Origin of the sequence: Prosthecodimorpha hirschii (genome assembly GCF_001305515.1) — a bacterium.
Classification (GTDB): domain Bacteria; phylum Pseudomonadota; class Alphaproteobacteria; order Rhizobiales; family Ancalomicrobiaceae; genus Prosthecodimorpha; species Prosthecodimorpha hirschii.
Window position 1 is genome coordinate 24,047 of sequence record NZ_LJYW01000002.1, and the last position, 26,551, is coordinate 50,597.

Annotated in this window: 22 protein-coding genes; 4 read left to right on the forward strand and 18 right to left on the reverse strand. The window is 67.8% G+C overall.

Annotated features, from left to right (window positions below):
• Nucleotides 1-184 precede the first annotated feature (184 nt).
• Nucleotides 185-1,852, reverse strand: a complete 1,668-nt coding sequence (locus tag ABB55_RS31360; RefSeq protein ID WP_054362354.1) for a septal ring lytic transglycosylase RlpA family protein — start codon at nucleotides 1,850-1,852, stop codon at nucleotides 185-187.
• A 413-nt stretch (nucleotides 1,853-2,265) separates the two neighbouring features.
• Here ABB55_RS31360 and ugpB point away from each other — a divergent pair, with 413 nt between their 5' ends.
• The 4 genes from ugpB (at nucleotide 2,266) to ABB55_RS27935 (ending at nucleotide 6,558) form a co-directional block, all read left to right on the forward strand.
• On the forward strand, nucleotides 2,266-3,582 hold the full coding sequence (gene ugpB / locus ABB55_RS27920) for a sn-glycerol-3-phosphate ABC transporter substrate-binding protein UgpB (RefSeq protein ID WP_054362355.1): 1,317 nt from the start codon (nucleotides 2,266-2,268) through the stop codon (nucleotides 3,580-3,582).
• Nucleotides 3,583-3,729: 147 nt separating this feature from the next.
• Nucleotides 3,730-4,611, forward strand: a complete 882-nt coding sequence (gene ugpA, locus ABB55_RS27925; RefSeq protein WP_054362356.1) for a sn-glycerol-3-phosphate ABC transporter permease UgpA — start codon at nucleotides 3,730-3,732, stop codon at nucleotides 4,609-4,611.
• Nucleotides 4,611-5,459: a sn-glycerol-3-phosphate ABC transporter permease UgpE gene (gene ugpE, locus ABB55_RS27930; RefSeq protein ID WP_054362357.1), complete on the forward strand. Its 849-nt coding sequence runs from the start codon at nucleotides 4,611-4,613 to the stop codon at nucleotides 5,457-5,459. Before ugpA ends, ugpE begins: the two co-directional genes overlap by 1 nt.
• A gap of 1 nt (nucleotide 5,460) precedes the next feature.
• Nucleotides 5,461-6,558: a sn-glycerol-3-phosphate import ATP-binding protein UgpC gene (locus ABB55_RS27935; RefSeq protein ID WP_054362358.1), complete on the forward strand. Its 1,098-nt coding sequence runs from the start codon at nucleotides 5,461-5,463 to the stop codon at nucleotides 6,556-6,558.
• A gap of 196 nt (nucleotides 6,559-6,754) precedes the next feature.
• Here ABB55_RS27935 and ABB55_RS27940 read toward each other — a convergent pair whose 3' ends face one another.
• The 17 genes from ABB55_RS27940 to nuoG form a co-directional block, all read right to left on the reverse strand.
• The gene (locus ABB55_RS27940) at nucleotides 6,755-7,492 is read right to left on the reverse strand and encodes an ABC transporter ATP-binding protein (protein ID WP_054362397.1); all 738 of its coding nucleotides are present in this window, start codon (nucleotides 7,490-7,492) and stop codon (nucleotides 6,755-6,757) included.
• Between the two features lie 5 nt (nucleotides 7,493-7,497).
• Nucleotides 7,498-8,829: a lipoprotein-releasing ABC transporter permease subunit gene (locus tag ABB55_RS27945; protein WP_394367208.1), complete on the reverse strand. Its 1,332-nt coding sequence runs from the start codon at nucleotides 8,827-8,829 to the stop codon at nucleotides 7,498-7,500.
• Nucleotides 8,826-10,148: a proline--tRNA ligase gene (proS, locus tag ABB55_RS27950; protein WP_054362399.1), complete on the reverse strand. Its 1,323-nt coding sequence runs from the start codon at nucleotides 10,146-10,148 to the stop codon at nucleotides 8,826-8,828. Before proS ends, ABB55_RS27945 begins: the two co-directional genes overlap by 4 nt.
• Nucleotides 10,149-11,259: 1,111 nt before the next feature.
• A complete protein-coding gene (locus ABB55_RS27955) occupies nucleotides 11,260-11,523 on the reverse strand; it encodes a DUF1467 family protein (RefSeq protein WP_054362359.1) in 264 nt (87 codons plus the stop codon).
• Between the two features lie 185 nt (nucleotides 11,524-11,708).
• Nucleotides 11,709-12,113, reverse strand: a complete 405-nt coding sequence (gene mce / locus ABB55_RS27960; RefSeq protein ID WP_054362360.1) for a methylmalonyl-CoA epimerase — start codon at nucleotides 12,111-12,113, stop codon at nucleotides 11,709-11,711.
• Nucleotides 12,114-12,256: 143 nt separating this feature from the next.
• Nucleotides 12,257-13,375 carry a hypothetical protein gene (locus tag ABB55_RS27965; protein ID WP_054362361.1) on the reverse strand — a complete coding sequence of 373 codons (1,119 nt, stop codon included), beginning with the start codon at nucleotides 13,373-13,375 and terminating at the stop codon, nucleotides 12,257-12,259.
• A gap of 89 nt (nucleotides 13,376-13,464) precedes the next feature.
• On the reverse strand, nucleotides 13,465-15,147 hold the full coding sequence (locus tag ABB55_RS27970; protein ID WP_054362362.1) for a ribonuclease J: 1,683 nt from the start codon (nucleotides 15,145-15,147) through the stop codon (nucleotides 13,465-13,467).
• A gap of 120 nt (nucleotides 15,148-15,267) precedes the next feature.
• Nucleotides 15,268-16,050, reverse strand: coding sequence for a biotin--[acetyl-CoA-carboxylase] ligase (locus ABB55_RS27975; RefSeq protein ID WP_054362363.1), 783 nt, complete (start codon nucleotides 16,048-16,050; stop codon nucleotides 15,268-15,270).
• Nucleotides 16,050-17,477 (reverse strand): NADH-quinone oxidoreductase subunit NuoN, encoded by a 1,428-nt coding sequence (gene nuoN, locus ABB55_RS27980; RefSeq protein WP_054362364.1) that lies wholly within the window; start codon nucleotides 17,475-17,477, stop codon nucleotides 16,050-16,052. Before nuoN ends, ABB55_RS27975 begins: the two co-directional genes overlap by 1 nt.
• A 162-nt stretch (nucleotides 17,478-17,639) precedes the next feature.
• Nucleotides 17,640-19,151 (reverse strand): NADH-quinone oxidoreductase subunit M, encoded by a 1,512-nt coding sequence (locus ABB55_RS27985; RefSeq protein WP_054362365.1) that lies wholly within the window; start codon nucleotides 19,149-19,151, stop codon nucleotides 17,640-17,642.
• Nucleotides 19,151-21,331: an NADH-quinone oxidoreductase subunit L gene (gene nuoL, locus ABB55_RS27990; protein ID WP_054362366.1), complete on the reverse strand. Its 2,181-nt coding sequence runs from the start codon at nucleotides 21,329-21,331 to the stop codon at nucleotides 19,151-19,153. The genes ABB55_RS27985 and nuoL overlap by 1 nt, the downstream gene beginning before the upstream one ends.
• A 7-nt stretch (nucleotides 21,332-21,338) precedes the next feature.
• Nucleotides 21,339-21,647: an NADH-quinone oxidoreductase subunit NuoK gene (nuoK, locus tag ABB55_RS27995; RefSeq protein ID WP_054362367.1), complete on the reverse strand. Its 309-nt coding sequence runs from the start codon at nucleotides 21,645-21,647 to the stop codon at nucleotides 21,339-21,341.
• Nucleotides 21,648-21,766: 119 nt separating this feature from the next.
• Complete coding sequence (locus ABB55_RS28000; RefSeq protein ID WP_054362368.1) at nucleotides 21,767-22,375, reverse strand: NADH-quinone oxidoreductase subunit J; 609 nt, start codon at nucleotides 22,373-22,375, stop codon at nucleotides 21,767-21,769.
• A 77-nt stretch (nucleotides 22,376-22,452) separates the two neighbouring features.
• Nucleotides 22,453-22,941 (reverse strand): NADH-quinone oxidoreductase subunit NuoI, encoded by a 489-nt coding sequence (gene nuoI / locus ABB55_RS28005; protein WP_054362369.1) that lies wholly within the window; start codon nucleotides 22,939-22,941, stop codon nucleotides 22,453-22,455.
• Nucleotides 22,942-22,973: 32 nt separating this feature from the next.
• Nucleotides 22,974-23,210 carry a hypothetical protein gene (locus ABB55_RS28010; RefSeq protein WP_054362370.1) on the reverse strand — a complete coding sequence of 79 codons (237 nt, stop codon included), beginning with the start codon at nucleotides 23,208-23,210 and terminating at the stop codon, nucleotides 22,974-22,976.
• A 10-nt stretch (nucleotides 23,211-23,220) separates the two neighbouring features.
• Entirely contained in the window at nucleotides 23,221-24,273 is a 1,053-nt protein-coding gene (nuoH, locus tag ABB55_RS28015) for an NADH-quinone oxidoreductase subunit NuoH (RefSeq protein ID WP_054362371.1), read from the reverse strand.
• Nucleotides 24,274-24,285: 12 nt separating this feature from the next.
• Nucleotides 24,286-26,391: an NADH-quinone oxidoreductase subunit NuoG gene (nuoG, locus tag ABB55_RS28020; protein WP_054362372.1), complete on the reverse strand. Its 2,106-nt coding sequence runs from the start codon at nucleotides 26,389-26,391 to the stop codon at nucleotides 24,286-24,288.
• Nucleotides 26,392-26,551: the final 160 nt, after the last annotated feature.

Genomic DNA, 26,551 nt, shown 5'->3' on the forward strand with positions numbered 1-26,551 from the left:
GTCGGCGCAGTTTCCGGCCTCGCCCGCGCGCAGACGGACCCGCCGGACGCGCTCCCGAATCCGGGACGATCCTCCGCGCGACTATCCGACATGCCGCAGGCGCGGCCAACCGAATAGTGGTGGCCGCGCGATCCGGCGGGTCGGAATTCCCGGCCTTCCCGCTGCGTCGCAGGCGGCCGCTTCGTCAGCGGCGGGACACCGGGACCGCGTCGACGCCTGCGCTGCGGGCCGCAGCGACGGCGGCAGCCGAGTGCCCGGGTTCGACGACCAGCGTGACCGCCGTCAGGCGGCGACCGTCGGCTTTGGCGACGATCTGGCTGCGCACGTCGCCATGGGCGCGCATCCGGGCGATCAGGCGCTCGGCATTGGCCGCGTCGGCATAGGCGCCGAGGTCGAGCGTGACGGCGGCGGCCGGCATCCGGGCGGTTCCGTCGCCCGGGCTCCGACCGCCGCCGAGCGCCGAGAAGGAGCGCCCCTCGCCCATCGGAGCGAAGACCGCGGCCGTCGCGGCGGCCGGGCCGGCACCGTCCGCGCCGGCACCGTCCGCGTAGGAGAGGCGCGACGACGGACGGACCGGTGCAGGCCGGGCGGCCGGCGTCGGCGCCCCGATGACCGGACGCCGGGTCGGCGCCAGCGACAGGGCATCGGCATCGATGCCGTCATCGTCCGGATCCGGCAGGGCCCCCGGCATGGCCGGCGCGCGCCGGCCGGCGGCGACGGGGTCGGGACCGACCTGCCAGCCGGGCGGAACCGCGCCGCGTCCGGCCGGCTGGCCACCATTGGGGTAGACGTAGGCGGGCTGCTGGCCGGCGCCCGGCTGCAGGCGAATGGGCTGGCCGTTGGCGCCCACCCCGGCCCGGACGGCACCTGCGTCCGGAGCGCCATAGGCGGGACGCATCATGGCGGCGGGCGCCGAACCGGCACCGGCGGTTCCGGGGGCTGCACCATAGGCGGGGCCCTGCCCGGCACCGTAGTTCGGGCCTGGTCCGCCACCATAGCCGGCCCGGCCGGCGGCCGCGCCGCGCGGGGGCGGCGGCGCCGGCCAGCCGTCGTCGTCCTCGGAAACGGCGGGCGCGCGGCCGGCAAGGCGAACCGGGGCCGGCCCCATGTCCGAGGTCGGCATGGCGCGGCCGGCGTCGGGATAGCCGGGCGTGCCGGAGGCATCGGCGAGTTGGATGCGCGACGGCGGCATCTGCGGCGCCCGTCCGCCGGCCTGCGCGACCATCACGCGATCGTTTGCGATCGACGGCGCGCCGCCTTCGGTGAGCGTCGCCACCAGCTGGCGATCGTCGGAGCCCTCGACGGGTGCGCGGCCGACATACTGGACGCGAACTTCGGCGAGGCCCCTGCCCTTGAAGTCGAGCAGTTCGGCGGTCCGCTCCGACAGGTCGATCTCGCGATTGCCGGCATAGGGGCCGCGGTCGTTGACCCGGACGACGATCGAGCGGCCGTTGCGCAGGTTGGTCACGCGCGCATAGGACGGCAGCGGCATGGTCGGGTGCGCGGCCGATATGGCGGTGCGGTCGTAGATCTCGCCATTGGCGGTCAGACGACCGTGGAAGTCGCTGCCGTACCAGGAGGCGACGCCGGTATTGTCGTAGTTCGGGTCCTCGCGCGGCACATAGGTCCGCCCGGCGATGTTGTAGGGCTTGCCGACCTGTTCGCGGCCGCCGCCCTTGGGGATCGGCTGGCCGTCGGCATAGACCCGCCGGCTCGCCGAGACGCCGTAGCGCGGATCGGTGCCGTTCGGCGCGCTGGAACAGGCGGCCAGAGCCGTGCAGGTCATCAGGAAGGCCGCGCCGCGGCCGAAAGCCTGGAAGCGGGTGCGCGAGGAACGCAGGAACAAGGACATCGCGGCCACCTTGCCGCCCCGTGGGGCGGCACCCTCCCCGGCCGTCCGTTCTGTCCGGCCCGCGAGGTGTTGCGCCAGGGACACCGACGCCCGGAATTCTTTCCGGCCCCGGCCCTGTCCGCTCAAATTTGCATTGAGCCGTTACCCGATCCTTAACCGAAGCGAATTCGCCCGGATCCGACGCCATTCGGCGCCAAATCAGACCGCCGGGGCGCCTTTCGACGATCGGTAGCCGGCTTGGCTGTTGCCGGGGACTTGCCAAGCTGGCTTTCGCCCGGGAAGCTGTTACGACAGTCGGAAACAAAACCGTCACAGAACCGTGACGCGGGACGGCTAGCCGGTGAGCTTCCACCGGATGTCGCGCCGCCATCGGGATCGACGCAACGACGTCTGGAAACGACCGGGAGACCGCCATGACCACGGTGAAGCCGCTTATCCTCGCCGCCGCCTTCTCGCTCGCCGCCAGCGCCGCCCAGGCGCAGGTCGAGCTGCAGTGGTGGCATGCCATGACCGGCGCGAACAACGACGTCATCGTCAAGCTCGCCGAGGACTTCAATGCGTCCCAGAAGGACTACAAGGTCGTTCCGAGCTACAAGGGCTCCTATGCCGACACGCTGAATGCCGGCATCGCCGCCTACCGCGCCGGCAATGCGCCGCACATCATGCAGGTGTTCGAGGTCGGCACCGCCACCATGATGGCCGCCAAGGGCGCCATCATGCCGGTGCAGACGATGATGAAGGATGCCGGCGAGACCTTCGATCCGAAGGCCTATCTGCCCGCCATCACCGGCTACTATTCGACCGTGAAGGGCGAGATGCTGTCCTTCCCGTTCAACTCCTCCAGCATGGTGATGTGGGTCAACCGCGACGCCCTGCGCAAGGCCGGCCTCAATCCGGACCAGCCCCCGAAGACTTGGCCGGAGGTGTTCGAGGCGGCCAAGACGCTGAAGGCCGCCGGCTTCGCCACCTGCGGCGTCTCCACCGCCTGGACGACCTGGGCCAATATCGAGCAGCTCGGCGCCTGGCATAACGTGCCGCTGGCCACCCGGGCCAACGGCATGGACGGCTTCGACACCGTCCTGCAGATCAACGCGCCGCTCTACGTCAAGCACCTGGAGACGCTGGTCGCGCTGCAGAAGGACAAGACCTTCGACTATTCCGGCCGCACCAACACCGGCGAGGGCCGCTTCACCTCCGGCGAATGCCCGCTGTTCCTGACCTCGTCGGCCTTCTACGGCAACGTCAAGGCCAACGCCAAGTTCGACTATTCCAACGCGCCGATGCCCTACTATCCGGACGTGCCGGGCGCACCGCAGAATTCGATCATCGGCGGCGCCTCGCTCTGGGTGATGGGCGGCAAGCCGGCAGCCGAGTACAAGGGCGTGGCGAAGTTCTTCACCTTCCTGTCCGACACCGACCGCCAGGCCAAGCTGCACACCGAGTCCGGCTACCTGCCGATCACCAAGGCCGCCTACGAGAAGGTCAAGGCTTCGGGCTTCTACGACAAGAACCCGCTGCTCGAGACCGCGCTGAAGGAACTGACCAACAAGGAGCCGACCGAGAATTCGCGCGGTCTGCGCTTCGGCGGCATGGTTCAGATGCGCGACGTGTGGTCTGAGGAGATCGAGGCGGCGCTGGCCGGCAAGAAGTCCGCCAAGGAGGCGCTCGACGCCGCCGTGGCGCGCGGCAACGAGATGCTGCGCAAGTTCGAGCAGACCGCCACGCGCTGATCCCGGCCGGCCGGGGCGGGCGCCAGCCGCACCGCTCCGGCCGCCGCCCTCCCCGTCCCCTTCCGCGCCTGCTTCGCGGCGGCCATCCCGGCCGTCGCCACCCCGCCGCCCGCGCGATCCGGGCTCCGCGATCCGAGTGCTCCCGCGATGGAAAAACGCGCCATCTTCCAGGGCCGCCTGCTGCCCTTCGCGCTGGTCGCACCGCAACTGGTCGTGACGCTGGTCTTCTTCTACTGGCCGGCCAGCCAGGCCGTCTGGCAGTCCTTCCTGCAGGAGGATGCCTTCGGACTGTCGTCGGAATTCGTCGGGTTCGCCAACTACCGCGACCTGTTCGCCAAGGCGGACTACTACCGCACCATCGGCACGACGGCCTTCTTCTCGGCGCTGGTCACCGCATTGTCGCTGTCGATCGCGCTGTTCCTGGCCGTGCAGGCCGACCGCCAGCTGAAGGGCGCGACCGCATACCGGACCCTGCTCATCTGGCCCTATGCGGTCGCCCCGGCGGTCGCCGGCGTGCTCTGGTTCTTCATGTTCCAGCCCTCGCTCGGCCTCGTCTCGCAGGGCCTGCGCGGGCTCGGCTTCACCTGGAACCCGCTGCTCGATTCCACCGACGCCATGGCGCTGGTCGTGATGGCGGCGACCTGGAAGCAGGTCTCCTACAATTTCCTGTTCTTCCTGGCCGGCCTGCAGGCGATCCCGAAATCGGTCATCGAGGCCGCGGCGATCGACGGCGCGCGGCCCGTGCGGCGCTTCTGGACCATCGTCTTCCCGCTCCTGTCGCCGACGACCTTCTATCTGTTCGTCGTCAACGTGGTCTACGTGTTCTTCGACACCTTCGGCATCATCGACGCGACCACCGCCGGCGGCCCCGCCAAGGCGACCGAGACGCTGGTCTACAAGGTCTATTCCGACGGCCGCGTCGGCGGCGATCTCGGCGGATCGGCGGCGCAATCGGTCATCCTGATGGTCATCGTGATCGCGCTGACCGCGGTGCAGTTCCGCTTCATCGAGCGCAAGGTGCAATACTGATGGTCGAGCACCGCCCTTTCGGCACCGCCCTCGCCCACCTGACGCTGCTGATCGGCATCGCCATCCTGGCCTTCCCGGTCTATCTCGCCTTCGTCGCCTCGACCTGGGACGCGGCGACGATCGCCAACGGCAAGATGCCGCTCACCCCCGGCCCGCTGTTCCTGGAAAACTACTGGCGCACCCTGTTCGTCGGCACCTCCGGCACCACCCGCCAGCCGGTCGGGGGGATGCTGTTCAACAGTTTCGTCATGGCCATGACGATCGCGATCGGCAAGATCGTCATCTCGCTGACCTCGGCCTTCGCGGTCGTCTATTTCCGCTTTCCCTTCCGGATGACGATCTTCTGGCTGATCTTCGTCACCCTGATGCTGCCGGTCGAGGTGCGCATCTACCCGACCTACAAGATCGTCGCCGACCTCAACATGCTCGACACCTATGCGGGTCTGACCATCCCGCTGATCGCCTCGGCCACCGCGACGCTTCTGTTCCGCCAGTTCTTCATGACTGTGCCGGACGAACTGGTCGAGGCTTCCAAGATCGACGGCGCCGGCCCGATGAAGTTCTTCCGCGATACGCTGGTGCCGCTCTCGGTCACTTCGGTCGCGGCGATGTTCGTGATCCAGTTCATCTATGGCTGGAACCAGTATCTCTGGCCCCTCCTGATCACCACGCGCGACGACATGCAGACCATCGTGATCGGCATCAAGAAGATGATCGTCACGCAGGATGCGCTGACCGAGTGGCAGCTGGCCATGGCGACCGCCGTGCTGGCGATGCTGCCGCCGGTCCTGGTCGTGATCGTGATGCAGAAGCTGTTCGTCAGGGGCCTCGTGGAGACGGAGAAATAGCATGGCCGAGGTCGTTCTGACCGGCGTGGGCAAGACCTATGCGGGCGGCGTCACCGCTGTGACGGATGTCGAATTCACCGTCCCGGACGGCGCCTTCTGCGTGCTGGTCGGCCCGTCGGGCTGCGGCAAGTCCACGCTGCTGCGCATGATCGCGGGCCTGGAGACGATCACCACCGGCACGGTCTCGATCGGCGGGCGGGTCGTCAACGCGGTCGAGCCGGCCGAGCGCGACATCGCCATGGTGTTCCAGAACTACGCGCTCTACCCGCACATGTCGGTCTACGACAACATGGCCTACGGGCTCAGGAATCGCGGCACGCCCAAGGCCGAGATCGAGACCCGCGTGCGCGAGGCGGCGCGCGTGCTCGAACTCGGCGACCTGCTCGCGCGCAAGCCGCGCCAGCTTTCCGGCGGCCAGCGCCAGCGCGTCGCCATGGGCCGGGCGATCGTGCGCAAGCCGCAGGTCTTCCTGTTCGACGAGCCGCTGTCCAATCTCGACGCCAAGCTGCGCGTGCAGATGCGCGTCGAGATTCGCCGCCTGCAGCGTTCGCTGGCCACCACGTCCGTCTACGTCACCCACGACCAGTTGGAGGCGATGACGCTGGCCGACATGCTGGTGGTGATGAACAAGGGCCGCGTCGAACAGATCGGCGCCCCGCTCGATCTCTATCGCCGGCCCGAGACCCTGTTCGTCGCCGGCTTCATCGGCGCGCCGCCGATGAACCTGATCGATGTCGCCATCGGCCCGGACGGTTTGCGCCCGGTGGCGGGCGACGCGGGCATCGTCGGCGGCCTCGGCATCGCCGTGCCGGCCACCGGCGCCCGTCTCGGCATCCGTCCGGAACATCTCCATGTCGTCGGCGACGAACCCGCGCCCGAGGGCGGCATCGCCCTGTCCTACACGGTGTCGGCCGTCGAGGCCGTGGGCGCCGAAACCTTCCTGCACGGTCGCCTCGGCGCCACCGGCCCGGATGTCGTGATCCGCGAGCCCGGCACCATCGCCGCCGCTCCCGGCACGGTTCGCCGCGTGGTCGCCCGGCGCGACGACCTGCACCTCTTCGACCGCGAGACCGGCCGGCGCATTCCGCTCGACGCCTGACGCCCCCTGCCCCGCTTCTTCGGGCCCGCCCGCGTCTCGCAAGGCATGGGACGGGGACCGGGCGGATTGCCGAACGTGACCGGTCCCGGCGTTGGCAGGAAAGCCGATCGGACGGCCGGCTGCAGCGCGGTCGCAGAAACGGGCATGGCAAATCCACCCGCAGCCGGGAGCGGGCGGAACCGCGACCGGCGCCCGGTCAGATCTCTTCGATCTTGCCGTCCTGCAGGGTGATCCGGCGGTCCATGCGATCGGCGATGTCGAGATTGTGGGTCGCGATCAGGGCCGCGAGACCGGAGGCGCGCACCAGCGCCTGGAGGGCGTCGAAGACATAATGGGCGGTCTTCGGGTCGAGATTGCCGGTCGGTTCGTCGGCGAGCAGAAGCTTCGGGGCATTGGCGACCGCGCGCGCGATGGCGACGCGCTGCTGCTCGCCGCCGGACAGTTCGGACGGCCGATGGCTCGCCCGCTCGGCCAGCTTCATATAAGCGAGCAGCTCGCGCGACCGCTCGGCGGCGAGCTTGCGGTCGAGCCCGCGGATCATCTGCGGCATCATGATGTTCTCCTCCGCGGTGAATTCCGGGAGGAGGTGATGGAACTGGTAGACGAAGCCGATCTGCATCCGCCGCATGCGCGTGCGGCCCGCATCGTCGAGCGAGCCGGCCGCGACGCCGCCGATATAGACCTCGCCGGCATCGGGCTTCTCCAGAAGCCCGGCGACATGCAGCAGGGTCGACTTGCCGGCGCCCGACGGGGCGATCAGCGCCACCACCTCGCCGGCCTGGATGGCCAGGTTGGCGCTGCGCAGAACCTCGAGGAAGTGATCGCCCTCGCGGTAGCGCCGCTCCACACCGCGCAGACGCAGCGCCGGGATCGCGCGGCCGTTCGCCTGCGGCTCGGCCGCGGCGGTCTCGGGGCCTTCGGGACGGGCGTCCATGGCCATCACTCGTTCCTCAAGGCTTCGACCGGGTCGAGCTTGGCGGCCCGGCGGGAGGGCGGAATGGTGGCGAGCAGCGACAGGATCAGCGCCATCACGATCACCGAGACGGTCTCGCCAGAATGCACGACCGCCCGCATCTTGGTCAGGAAATAGACCTCCGGCGGATAGAGCTGCGTGCCGCTCAGCCAGGACAGGGCGCTGCGGATCGGCTCGATGTAGCGGCACAGCACCATGCCGAGCAGGAAGCCGGCGAGCGTTCCGGTGGCGCCGATCGACGATCCGGCAATGAAGAAGATGCGCATGATCGCACCCGAGGTCGCCCCCATCGTGCGCAGGATGGCGATGTCGCGCGTCTTGTCTTTGACCAGCATGGTCAGGCCCGAGACGATGTTGAGCGCCGCGACCAGCACGATCAGCGTCAGGATCATGAACATCGCGTTGCGCTCGACTTCGAGCGCCGAGAAGAAGGTCATGTCCTTGTAGCGCCAGTCGGTCACCAGGACCGGGCGCTGCGCGGCGATCTCGACCGACTTGGTGATCTCGCCGACCCGATCGGGCTCGGAGACATAGATGTCGATCGCCGAGACGCGGCCTTCGAGGTTGAAGTAGTTCTGCGCGTCGCCGAGCGGCATGAAGATGTAGGTATTGTCGTACTGGGTCATGCCGATCTGGAAGATCGCCATGATCGGGAACGACTTCACGCGCGGCGTGACGCCGAGCGGCGTGACGTTGCCGCGCGGGGTGACGATGGTGATCTGGTCGCCGACCTGCAGTCCCAGGCTCCGGGCCAGACGCGAGCCGACCGCGACGCCGCCGCCGTCCTTGAAGGTGTCGAGGGTGCCCTGCTGGACATTGCCCGAGACGAGGCCGAGCCGGTCCAGGTCCTCCTTGCGCATGCCGCGCACGATGGCGCCGAGCGCCTGGCGCGGTCCTGAGGCGAGCGCCTGGCCGTCGATGAAGGGAATCGCGGCCGTCACGCCCGGCACGAAGGAGACGCGGTCCGAGACCTCGCCATAGTCGGTGAAGGCCGCATCGGTCGCCTGGACCAGGATGTGCCCGTTGAAGCCGAGGATCTTCGAGATCAGTTCGTCCCGGAAGCCGTTCATCACCGCCATCACGGTGATCAGGGCGGCGACGCCGATCATGATGCCGAGGAACGAGAACAGAGCGATCACCGACACGGCCGCCTGCCGGCGCCGCGGGCGCAGATAGCGCCAGGCGATCATCCATTCGAAAGGTGCGAACGGCCGCGTGCTGCCGGCATCGGCTTCGCCGAGCGGATCGCCGCCCCCGGCCGCCGCACCCTTCAACCGTTCCAGGATGGCTCTGATCATCGCGTTCCGGTCAGCTTGTTGAGGGCGGCCTCGGGGGTCAGCGTCTCGCGCTCGCCGGTGGCGCGACGCTTCAGCTCGACCAGCCCGTCGTTCAGCCCCTTCGGTCCGACGATCAGCTGCCAGGGCAGGCCGATCAGGTCCATGGTGGCGAACTTGGCGCCGGGGCGGCCGTCGGTATCGTCATAGAGCACGTCCCGGCCGGCCTTGCCGAGCTTGTCGTAGAGATCGGCGCAGGCGGCATCGACCTTGGCGTCGCCGACCTTCAGGCTGATCAGGCCGACATCGAACGGAGCGACCGAATCGGGCCAGATGATGCCCTGCTCGTCATGGCTCGCCTCGATCAGGCCGGCGGCCAGGCGCGAAACGCCGACGCCGTAGGAGCCCATATGGACCGGGCGCTCGGCGCCGTCCGGCGTCGCCACCTTGGCGCCCATCGGCTCGGAATATTTGGTGCCGAAATAGAAGATATGGCCGACCTCGATACCGCGCGCGGCGACGCGGGCGTCTTCCGGCAGAGCCGCGAAGGCCGCCTCGTCGTGCTTTTCCTCGGTCGCGGCATAGTGCGACGTCCAGGACTTCACGACCGGCGTCAGATCGGCGTCGAAATCCGTGTCCTCACCGGGAATCGGCATTTCGAGCAGCGCCTTGTCGCAGAAGACCTGGCTCTCGCCGGTGGCGGCGAGGATGATGAATTCGTGGCTCATGTCGCCGCCGATCGGTCCCGAATCGGCGCGCATGGGAATCGCCTTGAGGCCCAGGCGCGCGAATGTGCGCAGATAGGCGACGAACATCTTGTTGTAAGCGTGGCGTGCCGCTTCCTGGTCCACGTCGAACGAGTAGGCGTCCTTCATCAGGAACTCGCGCCCCCGCATCACGCCGAAGCGCGGGCGCACCTCGTCGCGGAACTTCCACTGGATGTGGTAGAGATTGAGCGGCAGGTCGCGATACGAGCGCACATAGGAGCGGAAGATCTCGGTGATCATCTCCTCGTTGGTCGGCCCGTAGAGCATCTCGCGCTCGTGCCGGTCCTCGATGCGCAGCATCTCCTTGCCGTAGTCGTCGTAGCGGCCGGATTCGCGCCAGAGATCCGCCGACTGGATGGTCGGCATCAGAAGTTCGAGCGCGCCCGCGCGATTCTGTTCCTCGCGCACGATCTGACCGATCCGGGTCAGCACGCGGTGGCCGAGCGGCAGCCAGGAATAGATGCCGGCCGACTGCTGGCGGATCATGCCGGCCCGCAGCATCAGGCGGTGCGAGACGATCTCGGCTTCCTTCGGCGTCTCTTTGAGGATGGGCAGGAAATAGCGGGAGAGACGCATCGGCATGCCTTCGGCTGCAGTCGGGAGAGAGGGAATCCGCCGGTTCGCGGCAGTCCGTCACAGAAAGCCGAAAGGGGCCGAAAAGACAAGGGCAAGCCCCGTACCGCCGCAAGAGCCGCCTATCGCGCCACCCGTCGCCTCGAAATCAGGCACTGCCCAAGAGTTGGCCGACACTGTCAGGTTTCCGATCAAAATGGAACGGAAACGCCTTTTCATCAGACTTTTTGAAATGTCTAAATCGATCCGATGCGCATTATCGGCGTCCGAGGCGGCAAAAAATCGACACAGGCCCTGCACAAATAGATGACAAAGCCGGATCGCCGGGCTATGGTCTCGCCATAAGAAAACGGGTCCGCCAGGGCTGCCATACAGCCCGGCCAAAGTGAGACCCTACGAGGCATCGCGGTCTAAGTCTTGGGAGGAAGCAACCCTGGCGCACCGTTTTCGGTAGCTGCCACAATGGTCGTCAGCTGTCAGGAGCCGACGGGCATCGGTAAAGGGTTGAGACGCGCAACTGAAAAAAGCAAGGCGGAAACGCCTTGCTTTTTTTATGTCTGCAGTGTGAGCCATCAGACCATTCCCGACACGGATTTTGGGCGACGACGCGAAGACCGGGGCGCGCGACCGGCATGTCCTCGTCCGCCGGGCTCGCACCTGGTGCGGCCCCTCCGCCCCTCATCGAACCGTCCCGCCCATAGACGATCGGAGGCCGTGCTCGGCGCGATCCTGCGGCAATCCGGTCGATCTCGGCATCTCGACCGATCCGAAGGCCGGCGACACCCTGCCCTTGAGGCGATTCCCCTCAGCCGGCCTCCCCGGTCCTGCGGCCAGCCGGCGCAAGTCGGACAGGCGTGCAAGACCAAGGCGACGGTGCTGCCGTCCCATCTCGCGCACCGGGACCTGCCCCTCTGCCACGGCACCGGCGAATAGCCCCTCAGGGGTGCCCCGCCGCCATCGGACGGCAGAATCGTGATGTTCGAGCCCGTGCCGTCCGGCGTCGGGGACCGCGCGGGAGACCGGCGCCCGCGACGCCTTCGGTCGGCACCGGCGGCGGGACGTCACCCGGCGAACGGCGCCCCATGCCGATGCGACTCAGCCGCTGTCGATCGGATCACTTCGGCATGCCGGGAATCGGCAGGTCGAGCAGCGACCAGCCGTTCTTGCGGGCCCAGACCATGGCGGCCATGATCACGCCGGAGACGACGGTGGTCCAGATCAGCTTCTTCAGCAGCATCGGGCGCGCCGGAGCGCCGGGATCGGTGCCGGATTCGACCGCCCCGCTCTCATGCTGGGGACGCACGCCCCAGGGCAGGATGGCGAAGAGCGTCACCCACCAGAGGACGAAATAGATCGCGAAGCCGGTGCCGTAGCTCATGCTGGTTTCCGAGGTTGCCGCCGGACGCGGTGCCGGGATGCTCAGCGATGTAGAGCAGTTGCCTGACCGGCGCCAGACGGGAGCCGCGACCCTCCGGTCCTGCAAGGCCAGTGCGCCGCATCAGGCCGGATCGGTCGGTCAGCGTGTGGAGCCCGCGGCCCTGCCGTCCCGACGCCCGCCGGCGATCACGCCTGCTCGAGTTCGACCAGGGTTCCGAGGAAGTCCTTCGGATGCAGGAACAGGACCGGCTTGCCATGCGCGCCGATCTTCGGGTCGCCCGAGCCGAGCACCCGGGCGCCCTCCGCCTTCAGGCGGTCGCGCGCGGCGAGGATGTCGTCGACCTCGTAGCAGACGTGATGGATGCCGCCGTCCGGGTTCTTCTCCAGGAACTTGGCGATCGGCGAATTCTCGCCGAGCGGCTCCAGGAACTCGATCTTGGTGTTGGGCAGTTCGACGAAGACGACGGTGACGCCGTGATCGGGCTGCGGCGTCGGCGCCGTGACGGTGGCGCCGAGCGCCCCGCGATAGATCGCCGATGCGGCCTCGATGTTCCTGACCGCGATGGCGACGTGATTGAGGCGTCCGATCATGCCCGTCTCCCTTGGCTTGCGGGGCGGAGATGTAGGCCGCCGGCGCACGGGCGGCAAGTCGGACGATGGGCGCAGGCGCGCCGCACCGGCGGACCGATCGCCGCGCTATCTCATCGCCCCAGGAGTTCATCGGCCCTATCGGTTCATCGGCCCCAGGCCCAGACTCGGGCGTGCCGCAGCCCGTGGGCGCGCTCGGCCTCCAGGCCCGGCCGGGTGAAGAAATCGGGGCGCTTGCGCGCCTCCGCGGCGCCCTCGACGGTCAGGAATGCCGTGCGCGGCACCCTGCCCTGCCCCTTCGGGATGAGCTTCAGCATTTCGGACGCCGCCACCACCTGCATCGCCGCGTCACGGCGGCTGACGGCGTCCTGGAACCGGCCGATGCCGACGAAGGTCCCGAAGGCGCGCGTCCCGGGCGCGGTCCCACGCAGCTTGCGGGCGGCCAGCAGGCCGGGACACAGGATACGGCTCGGCCGATCGCCGAAATCGCCCGGCCCGCGCGCCGCGGCCTCGGCGGAGAGCGCGAAGACCGGGCTCCAGATGTCGCTGTCGGTCCCCTGCACGTCCGTGGTCTCCAGGCAACTCCACGGGCGGTAGTGGCTGTCCGCGTGGAAGCGAAGCAGTCGGGAGCCGTCGGGGCGGGTCGCTTCAACGGCCTGCCGTGACGTGGGAAAGAAATGCAGTTCGAGCCAGAGTTCGATTTCGGCGCGCGACTGCGCCGGCATCGGATCCGCACCGGGGCGACAGTCCCGCCCCGCCATCGCCGCCGCGCAGAAGCCCGGCGACAGCAGCAGATTGCGACAGGCACTGACGTCGCCCGGTTCGCAGCGCTTGTAGTCGTCGATCAGGACGCCGTCGGACTTCTCGTCCTCGACCACTCTCCGGAAGAGTTCGGCGCCGGTCACGGGCACGTAGCGATCGTCGAGATATTCGGTTGCCGACGGATCGGTCACCGCCTGGTAGACCCTCGCCCCGCGGTTGATGTCGTCATAGGCGGGGCGCCCGCGCGAGCGCGTCGCCAGCATGAAGCACGCCGCAAGGATTTCCGGAAGATTGTTCGCCGTGGGCGTCGCCAGCATGGCCCGCAGCCGCTGCGTCGCCTCCGGGACCATCTTCGGAGGCGGCGCACGAGCGGCATCGCCACCTTCAGTGGCGGTTTCCTCGAAGATGCCGCGAAGCCAAGCCTCGGTTCGCGCGGAGGCGGCCGCGCGTTCCGCCTCCCAGCGCTGCAGAAGGATCGATTTCGGCCCCTCGTCCCCGGCCATGGAACAGCCCCTCACGCCAAGCAGGGCCCATCCGCCATGACAGACGAACCGCCGCGCGGGAGAGAGAGTAGCCGAACCGGGCGGGCCCGTCAGTCGACCTCGTGGACGATCACTTCGACGATCGGCTTCTTGCCCCAGCGCTCGGCGACGGCCGCCCGCACGGAGCGCTTGACCGCGTCGGCGACAAGGTCGAGATCGCGGCGCTTGGCCTTGGGCAGGCCGGCCATGGTCTGCTCGGCGGCATCGACCACGACATCCTCGAAGTCCTTGCCGACCTCGTCCTCGGACGGGATGCCGACCAGGACCGCCTCCGGCTCGGCGGCGACGGTGCCCTTGCCGTCGAGGGCGAGCGACACGACGATGACGCCGGCGAAGGAGGCCTTGCGCCGTTCGCGCACGCCGCTGTCGTCCGGCAGCACGACCAGCCGGCCGTCCTTGAACAGGCGACCAGCGAAGACCTCGTCGACGATCTCGGCCGGATCGGGCGCCAGGCGGATCATCTTGCCGTTGCCGCCGATCACCGCCCGCTTGACGCCGCAGCTGCGGGCGAAATCGGCATGGACGTTCAGGTGGACCGCCTCGCCATGGACCGGAATGGAGACTTCCGGCTTGACGGCCTCATACATGCGCGCCAGTTCGCCCCGGCGCGGATGGCCGGAGACATGGACCAGCCCGTCGCGGTCGGTGATCACGTGCACGCCGGCGGTGGCGAGCTGGTTCTGGATGGTGTTCACGGCCTTCTCGTTGCCCGGGATGGTACGGGACGAGAAGATCACCGTGTCGCCCTGCGACAGGGCGATGTTGCGGTGTTCGCCGGAGGCGACCTTGGCGAGGGCGGCGCGCGGCTCGCCCTGGCTGCCGGTCATCAGCGCCACGACGCGGTCGCGCGGCAGGTAGCCATAGGCATCCTCGCCGAGGAAGCCGGGCAGGCCCTCGAACATGCCGAGCTCGGTCGCAACGTCGATCGCCCGGTGCATGGCGCGGCCGAGAATGACCACGCTGCGATCGGCAGCGACGGCGGCCTCAGCCACGGCGCGGATGCGGCCGACATTGGAGGCGAAGGTGGTGACGGCGACGCGCTGCGGCGCCTTGCGGATGATCTCGGTCAGGCTGGTGGCGACCTCGCGCTCGCTCGGCGAGATGCCCTCGCGCACGGCGTTGGTCGAATCGCAGATCAGCGCGCGCACGCCCTCCGCCCCGTAGGCGGCCAGCCGGTCGAAATCGGTCGGCGCGCCGAGCACCGGGGTCGGATCGACCTTCCAGTCGCCGGTATGGATCACCGTGCCGAGCGCGGTCCGAATCGCCAGCGCATTCGACTCCGGGATCGAATGGGCGACGTTGATCGCCTCGATCTCGAACGGCCCGAGCGTCCAGCGCTCGCCGGCCTTGTAGCGGCGGACCGCGATCTCGGGCGCCCCGGCATGGCCTTCCGCCTTGGCCTCGAGCAGGCCATGGGCGAAGGGCGTCATATAGACCGGCACCTTCAGGCGCGGCCAGAGATCGAGCAGTGCGCCGAAGTGATCCTCGTGCGCATGGGTGATGATCAGCCCGAGAATGTTGCGCTTTTCGGATTCCGCGAAGCGCAGATCGGGGAAGATCACGTCGACCCCGGGCTCGTCGAACTCGTTGGCGAAGGTGATGCCGAGATCGACCATGATCCACTTGCGGTCGGCCTCGGGCCCGAAGCCGTAGAGCGCGCAATTCATCCCGATCTCGCCCACGCCTCCCAGAGGCAGAAAGACCAGGTCGTCGCCCTCACGCCGCTTTCGCATTCCGGAACCATCCTCGCTCGTGGCATACCCGATCCGCCGGGTGCCCGGGTATACGGTAAGCGGGGGCTCCGGTCGAGGGTTCCCACGCCCGCCAAACGCGGGCCCTTGCACCAATTCCCGTCACGGTGCGGCGGTAGCGGCCGCTCCGAAATGAACTTCGCCGGCCGTGACCGCCTGACGGCGTCCGTCGGCCGCAACGACGACGAGCCGGCCTTCGGCATCAATGTCCTCAAAACGCCCGGAAACGGTCTGGCTGCCGAGCGTCACCGACACCGGCGCGCCGAGACCGGCCGCCCGTTGCCGCCAAAGCGACAGGATGGCGGGCAGTCCCCGTCCCTCGTCCCACAGGGCCTCGATCTCGACCCATGCCTCGGCGAGCCGTTCGAACACCTGCGCGGCCGGGACGGCCAGCCCGGCGCCGGCCAGCGAGGCGGTCGGATAGGGCAGCCCCTCGGGCGCCGACAGGACGTTGACGCCGATGCCGACGACCAGCGCCATGCGGCCGCCGCCCAACTGCTCGGCCTCGAGCAGGATGCCCGACAACTTGGCCCCGTCGAGAAGGAGGTCGTTCGGCCATTTGAGGGCCAGCCGGCTGCCGGCCAGCAGCCCGGACAGCGCCTCATGCAGCGCGAGGCCTGCGACGAAGCTGTAGGTGGCGGCGGCCTGCGGGCCGATTTCGAGGATGCGCAGGTAGCTCGCCGCCATGTTGCCGGTCGGCGTCGACCAGGACCGGCCCCGCCGGCCGCGCCCGGCGGTCTGTTCCTCGGCATAGAACCAAACCCGGCCGGGATCGCCCGCACGGGCGCGCTCCATGGCCTCGGTGTTGGTCGATCCGATCGTCCGGAAGCACTCCAGACGGATGCCGGCCGCCCGTGCCTTGGCGCCGAGGGCCGGCTGGTCCATCAGAACAGGCTCGCCGCCGCCGTGGTCGCCGCCGTGCCGATCGGATTGGCGATCAGCACATAGCCGAGCACGAACAGACCGGACAGGCCGAGCACGACCTTCAACTCCAGCGGCATCGGCTCGAAGGCCGGCTTGGGCTCGTCGAAATACATGATCTTGATGACGCGCAGGTAGTAGAAGGCACCGACCACCGAGGCGAGCGCGCCGACGATGGCGAGGCCGAGGAGGCCCGCCTTCACGGCGGCCATGAACACGTAGAGCTTGGCGAAGAAGCCGGCCAGGACCGGGATGCCGGCGAGCGAGAACATCAGCATGGCGAGCAGGAAGGCCAGCACCGGGCTGGTGCGCGACAGACCGGCCAGTTCGCCGATATCCTCGACCGGGCCGTCCTTGCGGCGCATGGCCAGAATGCAGGCGAAGGTGCCGAGCGTCATGGCCAGATAGATGGCGACATAGAGGATGACGCTTTCGACGCCCTGCTGGGTGCCGGCAGCGAGGCCGACCAGCGCGTAGCCCATGTGGCCGATCGACGAATAGGCCATCAGGCGCTTGATGTTGCGCTGGCCGATCGCGGCGAAGGCGCCGAGCACCATCGAGGCGATCGAGATGAAGACGACGATCTGCTGCCAGTCCTTGGCGATCGGGCCGTAGCCGTCGATGACCACGCGCACCATCAGGGCGGCGGCGGCGATCTTGGGCGCGCCGGCGAAGAAGGTCGTCACCGGGGTCGGCGCGCCTTCGTAGACGTCCGGGGTCCACATGTGGAACGGCACGGCGGAGATCTTGAAGGCGAGGCCGGCGAGCACGAACACGATGCCGAAGACGATGCCGAGCGAGGAGCCGTGCGCCTTCAGGGCCGCGGCGATGCCGGCGAAATCGGTATGGCCGGTGAAGCCGTAGGTCAGCGAGGCGCCGTAGAGCAGCATGCCCGACGACAGGGCGCCGAGGACGAAATACTTCAGGCCGGCTTCCGTCGAGCGGACATTGTCGCGGTCGATCGCGGCGATCACGTAGAGCGCCAGGGATTGCAGTTCGAGGCCGAGATAGAGCGAGATCAGGTCGTTGGCCGAGATCATCACCATCATGCCGACGGTGGCGAGCAGGATCAGCACCGGATACTCGAAGCGGTCGAACTTCTCGCGGCGGGCGAAGTCGAGCGACATCAGGATGGCGAAGCCCGAGCCCGCCAGCGCGAGCAGCTTCATCAGCCGCGCGAAGGGATCGAGCACATAGGCGCCCGAGAAGGTCGTGCCGTATTTGGGCGCGACCAGCAGCATCAGGAAGGCGACCGCGATCAGCCCCATGGCGCCGAACGACACCGTGCGGGACGACTTCTCGCCGGCGAAGGCGCCGAACATGAGGAGCGCCATCGCGCCGACCGCGAGGAGGATCTCCGGCAAAGCCGGGGACAGGGCGGGGAGAGCCATCACGAGTGTCGTTCCCTTCGGTGCCCTCGGGTCGCTCCCCTGCCCTCTCAGAGGCGGAGACCGGCGAGGCGGACGTCCATCACATCAATTCGGCAGCGGCGCCAAGTGCGGCCCCGCGGGACGGGTCGGCCGGCGGAGCCCCTGCCCCGCCGCCCGACCGGATCAGTGGGTCAGCGCGGCGGTCTTGGTGACCGCCTCGATCGCGGCCTGATACTTGACCACCAGCGCGCTGGTCGAGGCTGCGATCGTGTTGAGGATCGGGGCCGGCCAGACGCCGTACAGGATGGTCACGGCGACCAGCGGATAGAGGATCGCCTTTTCGCGCCGGTCGAGGTCGAGCATGCCGGCGAGGCTCGACTTCTCCAGAGCGCCGAACACCACCTTGCGGTAGAGCCAGAGCGCGTAGCCGGCCGACAGGATGACGCCGGTCGTGGCGAAGAAGGCGACCCAGGTGTTGGCCTGGAAGGCGCCGATCAGCGTCAGGAATTCGCCGACGAAGCCCGAGGTGCCCGGCAGGCCGACATTGGCCATGGTGAAGATCAGGAAGGCGACCGCGTACCAGGGCATCCGGTTGACCAGTCCGCCATAGGCGGCGATCTCGCGGGTGTGCATCCGGTCGTAGACGACGCCGACGCAGAGGAACAGCGCCGCCGAGACGAAGCCGTGGCTGATCATCTGGAAGATGCCGCCCTGGATGCCCTGCATGTTGCCGGAGAAGATGCCCATGGTCACGAAGCCCATATGGGCGACGGACGAATAGGCGATCAACTTCTTGATGTCCTCCTGCATCAGCGCGACCAGCGAGGTGTAGATGATCGCGACGACCGAGAGGGTGAAGACCAGCGGCGCGAAATGGTCGGAGGCCAGCGGGAACATCGGCAGCGAGAAGCGCAGGAAGCCGTAGCCGCCCATCTTCAGGAGGATGCCGGCCAGGATCACCGATCCGGCGGTCGGCGCCTCGACATGGGCGTCCGGCAGCCAGGTATGCACCGGCCACATCGGCATCTTCACCGCGAAGGAGGCGAAGAAGGCGAGCCACAGCCAGGTCTGCATGCCGGCCGGGAACTTGTGGCCGAGAAGGGTCGGGATGTCGGCCGTGCCGGCCTGCCAGTACATGGCGACCATCGCGACCAGCATCAGGATCGAGCCGAGCAGCGTGTAGAGGAAGAACTTGAACGAGGCGTAGACCCGGCGCGGTCCGCCCCAGACCCCGATGATGATGAACATCGGGATCAGGCCGGCCTCGAAGAAGACGTAGAACAGCATCAGGTCCGTGGCCGTGAAGACGCCGATCATCAGCGTCTCGAGGACCAGGAACGCGATCATGTATTCCTTGACGCGGCGATCGACGCTGTCCCAGCTGGCCAGGATGCAGAAGGGCATCAGGAAGGTGGTCAGGATGACGAACAGCACCGAGATGCCGTCGACGCCCATCGCATAGTTGAAGTAGCCGCCGATCCAGGCGGCCTTCTCGGTCAGCTGGAAGCCCGGATTGGCCGTGTCGAAACGGGCCAGGATCAGGAGCGAGACCAGGAAGGTGAAGACCGTGGTGACCAGGGCGGTCATCCGGATCCGGTTCTTCGCCACGGCATCCTCGCCGCCGACGATGGCGACGAAGAACACGCCGACCAGCGGCAGGAAGGTGACGATCGAAAGCAGGGGCCAGCCGGACATCAGTGCGAGCCTCCGAGCATCATGTAGGTCACCAGCGCGGCGATGCCGATCATCATCACGAAGGCATAGTGGTAGAGATAGCCGGTCTGCAGCCGCACCACCTGCTGGGTGAGGTCGACCACGCGGGCCGAGACGCCGTCGGGCCCGAGGCCGTCGATGACGCGCCCGTCACCCTCCTTCCAGAGGAAGCGGCCGAGCCACTTGGCGGGACGGACGAACAGGAAGTCGTAGAGCTCGTCGAAGTACCACTTGTTGAGCAGGAACTTGTAGAGCCCCGGATTCTGCGCGGCGACCGCGCCGGGCCGCGACGGATCGACGACGTAGAACCAGTAGGCGGTCACGAAGCCGATCACCATGGCGATGAAGGGCGACGCCTTGACCAGCAACGGCGCGTTGTGGGTCTCCTCGATCATCCGGTTCTCCGGACCCGTGAAGAGTGCGCCCTTCCAGAAGGCGTCGTAATGCCCCTTGATGGCTTCCCAGCCATGGCCGTAGCCATTGAACAGGCCCGTGAACAGCATGCCGGCGAAGACCGCGCCGAAGGCGAGGATCATCAGCGGCACGGTCATCGAGCGCGGGCTCTCGTGGACATGGTCCATCACCTCCTTAGGTGCGCGCGGGGCGCCCCAGAAGGTCATGAAGATCAGGCGCCAGGAGTAGAAGGACGTGAACAGCGCCGCGATCACCAGGAGCATGAAGGCATAGGTGGCGAAGACGCCGTGGCCCATGAAGGCGCTCTCGATGATCGCATCCTTCGAGTTGAAGCCGGCGAAGCCGACCTGGCTGAAGGGCACGCCGAACCCGGTCAGCGCCAGGGTGCCGATGACCATCATCGAATAGGTCAGCGGGATATGCTCCTTCAGGCCGCCCATGCGGCGGATGTCCTGCTCGCCCGAGACGGCATGGATCACCGAGCCGGCGCCGAGGAACAGGAGCGCCTTGAAGAAGGCATGCGTGAACAGGTGGAACACGCCGGCCGAATAGGCGCCGACGCCGAGGGCGGCGAACATGTAGCCGAGCTGCGAGCAGGTCGAATAGGCGATCACGCGCTTGATGTCGTTCTGCACCAGGCCGACCGTCGCGGCGAAGAAGGCCGTGGTCGCGCCGATGAAGGTGACGACGGCGAGCGCGGTCGGGGCGAGTTCGAACAGCGGCGACAGCCGGGCGACCATGAACACGCCCGCGGTCACCATGGTGGCGGCGTGGATCAGCGCGGAGACCGGGGTCGGGCCTTCCATCGCGTCGGGCAGCCAGGTGTGCAGCAGGAACTGCGCCGACTTGCCCATCGCGCCCATGAACAGGAGCAGGCAGATCACCGTCAGCGCGTCCACATTCCCGTTCAGGAAGTGCAGCTTGTGGCCGACCATCGCCTGGGCGTTGGCGAAGATGGTCGTGAACTCGATCGAGTTGAACAGCACGTAGACGCCGAAGATGCCGAGCGCGAAGCCGAAATCGCCGACCCGGTTGACCACGAAGGCCTTGATGGCGGCCGCATTGGCCGAGGGCTTCTGGAACCAGAAGCCGATCAGCAGGTAGGAGGCGACGCCGACGCCCTCCCAGCCGAAGAACATCTGCAGGAGGTTGTCGCTGGTCACCAGCATCAGCATGGCGAAGGTGAACAGCGACAGATAGGCGAAGAAGCGCGGCCGATGCGGGTCGTGGCTCATGTAGCCGGTCGAGTAGATGTGGACCAGCGCGGAGACCGAGTTGACGACCACCAGCATGACGGCGGTCAGGGTGTCGACCCGGATCGCCCAGTCGACCGACAGGGTGCCGGACTGGATCCAGGCGAACAGCGGCACGCGGACCGCCTCGCCGGTGCCGAGACCGACGCTGACGAAGGCCACCCAGGATAGGAGCGCGGCGACGACCATCAGGCTCGACGTGACCAGTTCCGCCGCGCGCGATCCCGGTGCGGACGGATGGTGGTCGTCATGGCCGTGGCCGTGATCGTCGGCGGCATGACCGTGGCCGTGGCCATGGTCGTCGTGCCCGTGGGACGCGTGACCGTGGGACGCGTGACCGTGGGACGCGTGACCGTGGGAACCGTGCCCGTGGGCGTCATGGCCATGGCCGCTCAGCGCCGCCGCGCCGTCGGGCGCGGTCGGATGCGCGAAGAGCGCGATGGCGCCGGCGATCAGAAAGCCGATCAGCGGCAGGAAGACGATGGCCGAGTACATGAGCCGGTCAACCCTTCATCGAATTGATGTCTTCGACCGCGATGGAACCGCGGTTGCGATAGAAGACCACCAGAATGGCAAGGCCGATCGCGGCTTCCGCCGCCGCGACGGTGAGGACCAGGAGGGCGAAGACCTGGCCCACGAGATCGCCGAGGAAGGCCGAGAAGGCGACGAAATTGATGTTCACCGCGAGCAGGATCAGCTCGACCGACATCAGGATGACGATGACGTTCTTCCGATTGAGGAAGATGCCGAACACCCCGAGCGTGAACAGGATCGCGGCCACCGAGAGGTAGTGCGACAATCCGATTTCCATGGGTCACCCCCGTTCGGGCGCCGGCCACGCCGGCCTGACACCCAGACTTCCTCGAAATGCTCCGGCGCAACCGTCGAAATGCCCCCCGGCCCCCCGGACGGCGCGCCGAAACCGAAACCTCAGAGGCCCTTGCCGGTCTCCACCGAGACGACCTCGATCGAACTGGCCGGGCCGCGTGCGACCTGACGGGAGATATCCTGTCGGCGCACGCCTTCCTTGTGGCGGAGCGTCAACACGATTGCGCCGACCATCGCGACCAGCAGCACCAAGCCGGATGCCTGGAAGAAGAAGACATATTTCGTGTAGAGCACCGTGCCGATCTGCTCGATGTTGCTGCCCGTCGCCGTGATCGGCACCGCCCCCTTGCCGACCAGGCCGGGATCGATCGCCCAGCCGCCGAGCACCATCAGCAGTTCGACCAGCAGCACCGCGCCCAGAACGGACCCGATCGGCAGATACTGCAGGAAGCCCTGGCGCAGCTCGACGAAGTCGACATCGAGCATCATGACCACGAACAGGAACAGGACCGCGACGGCGCCGACATAGACCACGACCAGGATCATGGCCAGGAACTCGGCGCCGACCAGCAGGAACAGGCCGGCCGCGTTGATGAAGGCGAGGATCAGGAACAGGACCGAGTGGACCGGGTTCCTTGCCGAGATCACCATGAAGGCCGACGCGACCGTGACGGCCGCGAAGAGATAGAAGAAGAGGGCTTTCAGGACCATCGGGAACCCCTGAGCCGGCCGGGCCGGCGATTGATAGTCTCGTTCCGGGCCGGGCGCGACCCGGCAATCCGTCTACTCTAGCGGTAGGGTGCATCCATCTCGATGGAGCGCGCGATCTCGCGCTCCCAGCGGGCGCCGTTGGCGAGCAGCTTGTCCTTGTCGTAGTAGAGCTCCTCGCGCGTCTCGGTGGCGAACTCGAAGTTCGGTCCCTCGACGATGGCATCGACCGGGCAGGCTTCCTGGCAGAAGCCGCAATAGATGCACTTGGTCATGTCGATATCGTAGCGGGTCGTGCGCCGCGTGCCGTCGTTGCGGCGCGGGCCGGCCTCGATGGTGATCGCCTGGGCGGGGCAGATCGCCTCGCACAGCTTGCAGGCGATGCAGCGTTCCTCGCCGTTCGGATAGCGGCGCAGCGCATGCTCGCCCCGGAAGCGCGGCGAGATCGGATTCTTCTCGAAGGGATAGTTGATGGTCGCCTTCGGCTTGAAGAAGTAGCGCATGGACAGGACGAAGGCCTGCACGAACTCCTTCAGGAACAAGGCCCTTGCAGCCTGATCGAGTGTCATCCTGTCGCTTCCCTCATCATCCGCCGACCGGCTCACCCGCCGACGGTCGATCCGAACCAGTAGCCGAGCCCGGCGAAGACCAGGGCATTGACCACGAAAACCACCTTCATGACCCGATCGAGCGCGGTCGGACCGACCCGGATCAGCGGAGCGGCCGTTCCCTTGCGCTCGGCCGCCCGACGGATCAGCATCGCGATCAGGCCGTAGTCGATCACGCCGACCCCCAGCCCAAAGACCGCGCCGATCAGACCCGGCAGCGACAATTCCATCGGCGTCTCCTCAGGGCGCCAGCCCGGTCAGCCGCAGGAAGCCCGCCACCGCGACCACAGCGAAGAGCGAGATCGGCAGGAACACCTTCCAGCCGAGCCGCATGAGCTGGTCGTAGCGGTAGCGCGGCACGAAGGCCTTCACCATGGCGAACATGAAGAAGACCAGCAGCGCCTTGAGGAGGAACCAGAAGATGCCCGGGATCCAGGTGAAGGGCGGCAGCGCGATCGGCGCCGTCCAGCCACCGAGGAACAGGATCGTGGTCAGCGCGCACATGGTCGCGATGGCCACATATTCCCCGAGCATGAACATCATGTACGGCGTCGAACCGTACTCGACCATGAAGCCCGCAACGAGTTCGGACTCCGCCTCGACCAGATCGAAGGGCGGCCGGTTCGTCTCCGCGAGTGCGGACACGAAGAAGATCACGAACATCGGGAAGAGCGGGATGACGTACCAGTTCAGCACCGTCAGCCACGGCACGCCGAGCAGGCTGGCCAGGCCCCGGGTCTCCTGCGCATGCACGATCGCCGACAGGTTCAGCGAGCCGGCGCAGAGCAGCACGGTGATGATCACGAAGCCGATCGAGACTTCGTAGGAGACCATCTGCGCCGCGGAGCGCAGCGCGGCCAGGAACGGATACTTCGAATTCGAAGCCCAGCCGCCCATGATGATGCCGTAGACGCTGAGCGAGGAGATCGCGAAGATGTAGAGGATGCCGACATTGATGTCGGCGATCACCCAGCCCTGCGCGACCGGCATCACCGCCCAGGCGGCGAGCGACAGGATCACGGTGATCAGCGGCGCCAGCAGGAACAGGCCCTTGGAAGCGCCCGCCGGGATGACCGGCTCCTTCAGCACGAATTTCAGCAGGTCGGCGAAGGACTGGAACAGCCCCCAGGGTCCGACCACGTTCGGGCCGCGCCGCAGCTGGACGGCCGCCCAGATCTTGCGGTCGGCATAGAGGATGTAGGCGATCACGACCAGGAGCACGACCATCAGCAGCACGGACTGTGCGACCATGATGATCAGCGGCCAGAGATAGGAGGACCAGAAGTCAGCCATTGTCGTCCGTCCTCATTCGGCCGCCGCGGCCGCGGTCGTCCGCGCGCGGGCGAGCGCGGAGCACTCGGCCATCACGGCGGACGCGCGCGCGATCGGGTTGGTCAGATAGAAATCCTGGATCGGTCCCACAAAGCCGGCCCGGTCCATCGCGCCGCCGACATCGGCCAGCGCGATCACGTCGCCGGCCGATGTCGGGGCGATGGTGTCGATCCGGGCGAGATGCGGATAGGCTGCATAGAGCTTGGCGCGCAGCCCGGCAAGGCTGTCGAACGGCAGCGTCTTGCCGAGCACGGCGGACAGCGCCCGCAGGATCGCCCAGTCCTCGCGCGCCTCGCCCGGCGGGAAGGCCGCCCGGTTGGCAAGCTGGACCCGGCCCTCGGTGTTGACGAAGGTGCCGGACTTTTCCGTATAGGCCGCGCCGGGCAGGATCACGTCGGCGCGATGCGCCCCGGCGTCGCCATGGGTGCCGAGATAGACCACGAAGGCCGAGCCGAGCGCCGCGGTATCGATCTCGTCGGCGCCGAGCAGCACGACCACGTCGAGATCGCCGCGACCGGCCGCCGCCACGATGCCGGCGGTGCCGAGGCCGCCCTCGCCGGGCACGAAGCCGATATCGAGCGCGCCGACGGCGGAGGCGCCGTTATGCAGCACCGAGAAGCCGTTCCACTCGTCCGACACCGCGCCGACATCCCGGGCGAGCCGGGCGGCGGCGGACAGGACCGCGAGGCCGTCGGCCCGGGCGACAGCGCCCTGCCCGACCAGGATCAGCGGCCGCTTGGCGGCCTTCAGCACCTCGGCGAAGGCCAGTTCGCCGCGGGCCAGCGCCTCGAGCGTATCCGGACCGACGCCGAGATGGACGTGGTCGTAGGTCAGGTCGACCGGCGTGCCGATGACGGCGGCCTTGAAGCCGCCCTGGCGCCAGCGCTTGCGGATGCGGGCATTGAGGATCGGCGCGTCCTTGCGCAGGTCGGCGCCGACGATCAGCACCGCATCCGCCGCCTCGACACCCTCGATGGTCGCATTGAACAGATAGCTGCCGCGGCCGAACTTCGGATCGAGCCCGCTCAGAGCGGGACGGCCGTCGATCGACGCGATGCCGAGCGCGGTCGCCAGCGTCTTCAGCGCGTAGAGTTCTTCAACCGAAGCGAGATCGCCGGCGATCGCGGCCATCCGGTTCGGCGCCGTCGCCTTGACCTTCGCGGCGATGGCGCCGAAGGCCTCGGCCCATGAGACCGGCTTCAGCCGGCCGTCGGCGCCGCGCAGATAGGGGCGATCGAGCCGCTGGGTCCGCAGGCCGTCGACCACATGGCGGGTCTTGTCCGAGATCCATTCCTCGTTCACGGCCTCGTTGAGCCGCGGCAGGATGCGCAGGACCTCGCGGCCGCGGCTGTCGACGCGGATGTTCGAGCCGAGCGCGTCCATTACGTCGACCGATTCGGTCTTGGTCAGTTCCCAGGGCCGGGCGGTGAATTCGTAGGGACGCGAGGTCAGGGCGCCGACCGGGCAGAGATCGACCACGTTGCCCTGCAGTTCCGAGCGCATCGCGGTTTCGAGATAGGTGGTGATCTCGACATCCTCGCCGCGGCTGATCAGGCCCAGATCGCCGACGCCGGCGACTTCGTTGGTGAAGCGGACGCAGCGCGTGCACTGGATGCAGCGGTTCATGCTCGTCTTGACGAGCGGGCCGATATACTTGTCCTCGACGGCGCGCTTGTTCTCGGCATAGCGCGAGGTGTCCACGCCATAGGCCATCGCCTGGTCCTGCAGGTCGCACTCGCCGCCCTGATCGCAGATCGGGCAATCGAGCGGATGGTTGATCAGCAGGAATTCCATCACGCCTTCGCGCGCCTTCTTCACCATCGGGGTCTTGGTGAAGACTTCCGGCGCCTCGCCGTTCGGACCCGGGCGCAGGTCGCGCACCGCCATGGCGCAGGAGGCCTGCGGCTTGGGCGGGCCGCCCTTCACCTCGACCAGGCACATGCGGCAATTGCCGGCGATCGACAGCCGCTCATGGAAACAGAAGCGCGGCACCTCCGCCCCGGCCATTTCGCAGGCCTGCAGCAACGTCGACTCGGGCGCGACGTCCAGTTCGATGCCGTCGATCTTGATCTTGGCCATGGCCCGTAGTGCCTCTCAATACCTCTGATCGACCAAGTCGAGCTGCCGCTCGAACCAGTCCATGCGAACTCGCCTGCCGCTTCCCGGACGCGCAGCGCCTGCGAGACCTTCTCCGACGGTCCAACTGCAGCGGTCGTACCGCCGGACCCTCGAAACCGCC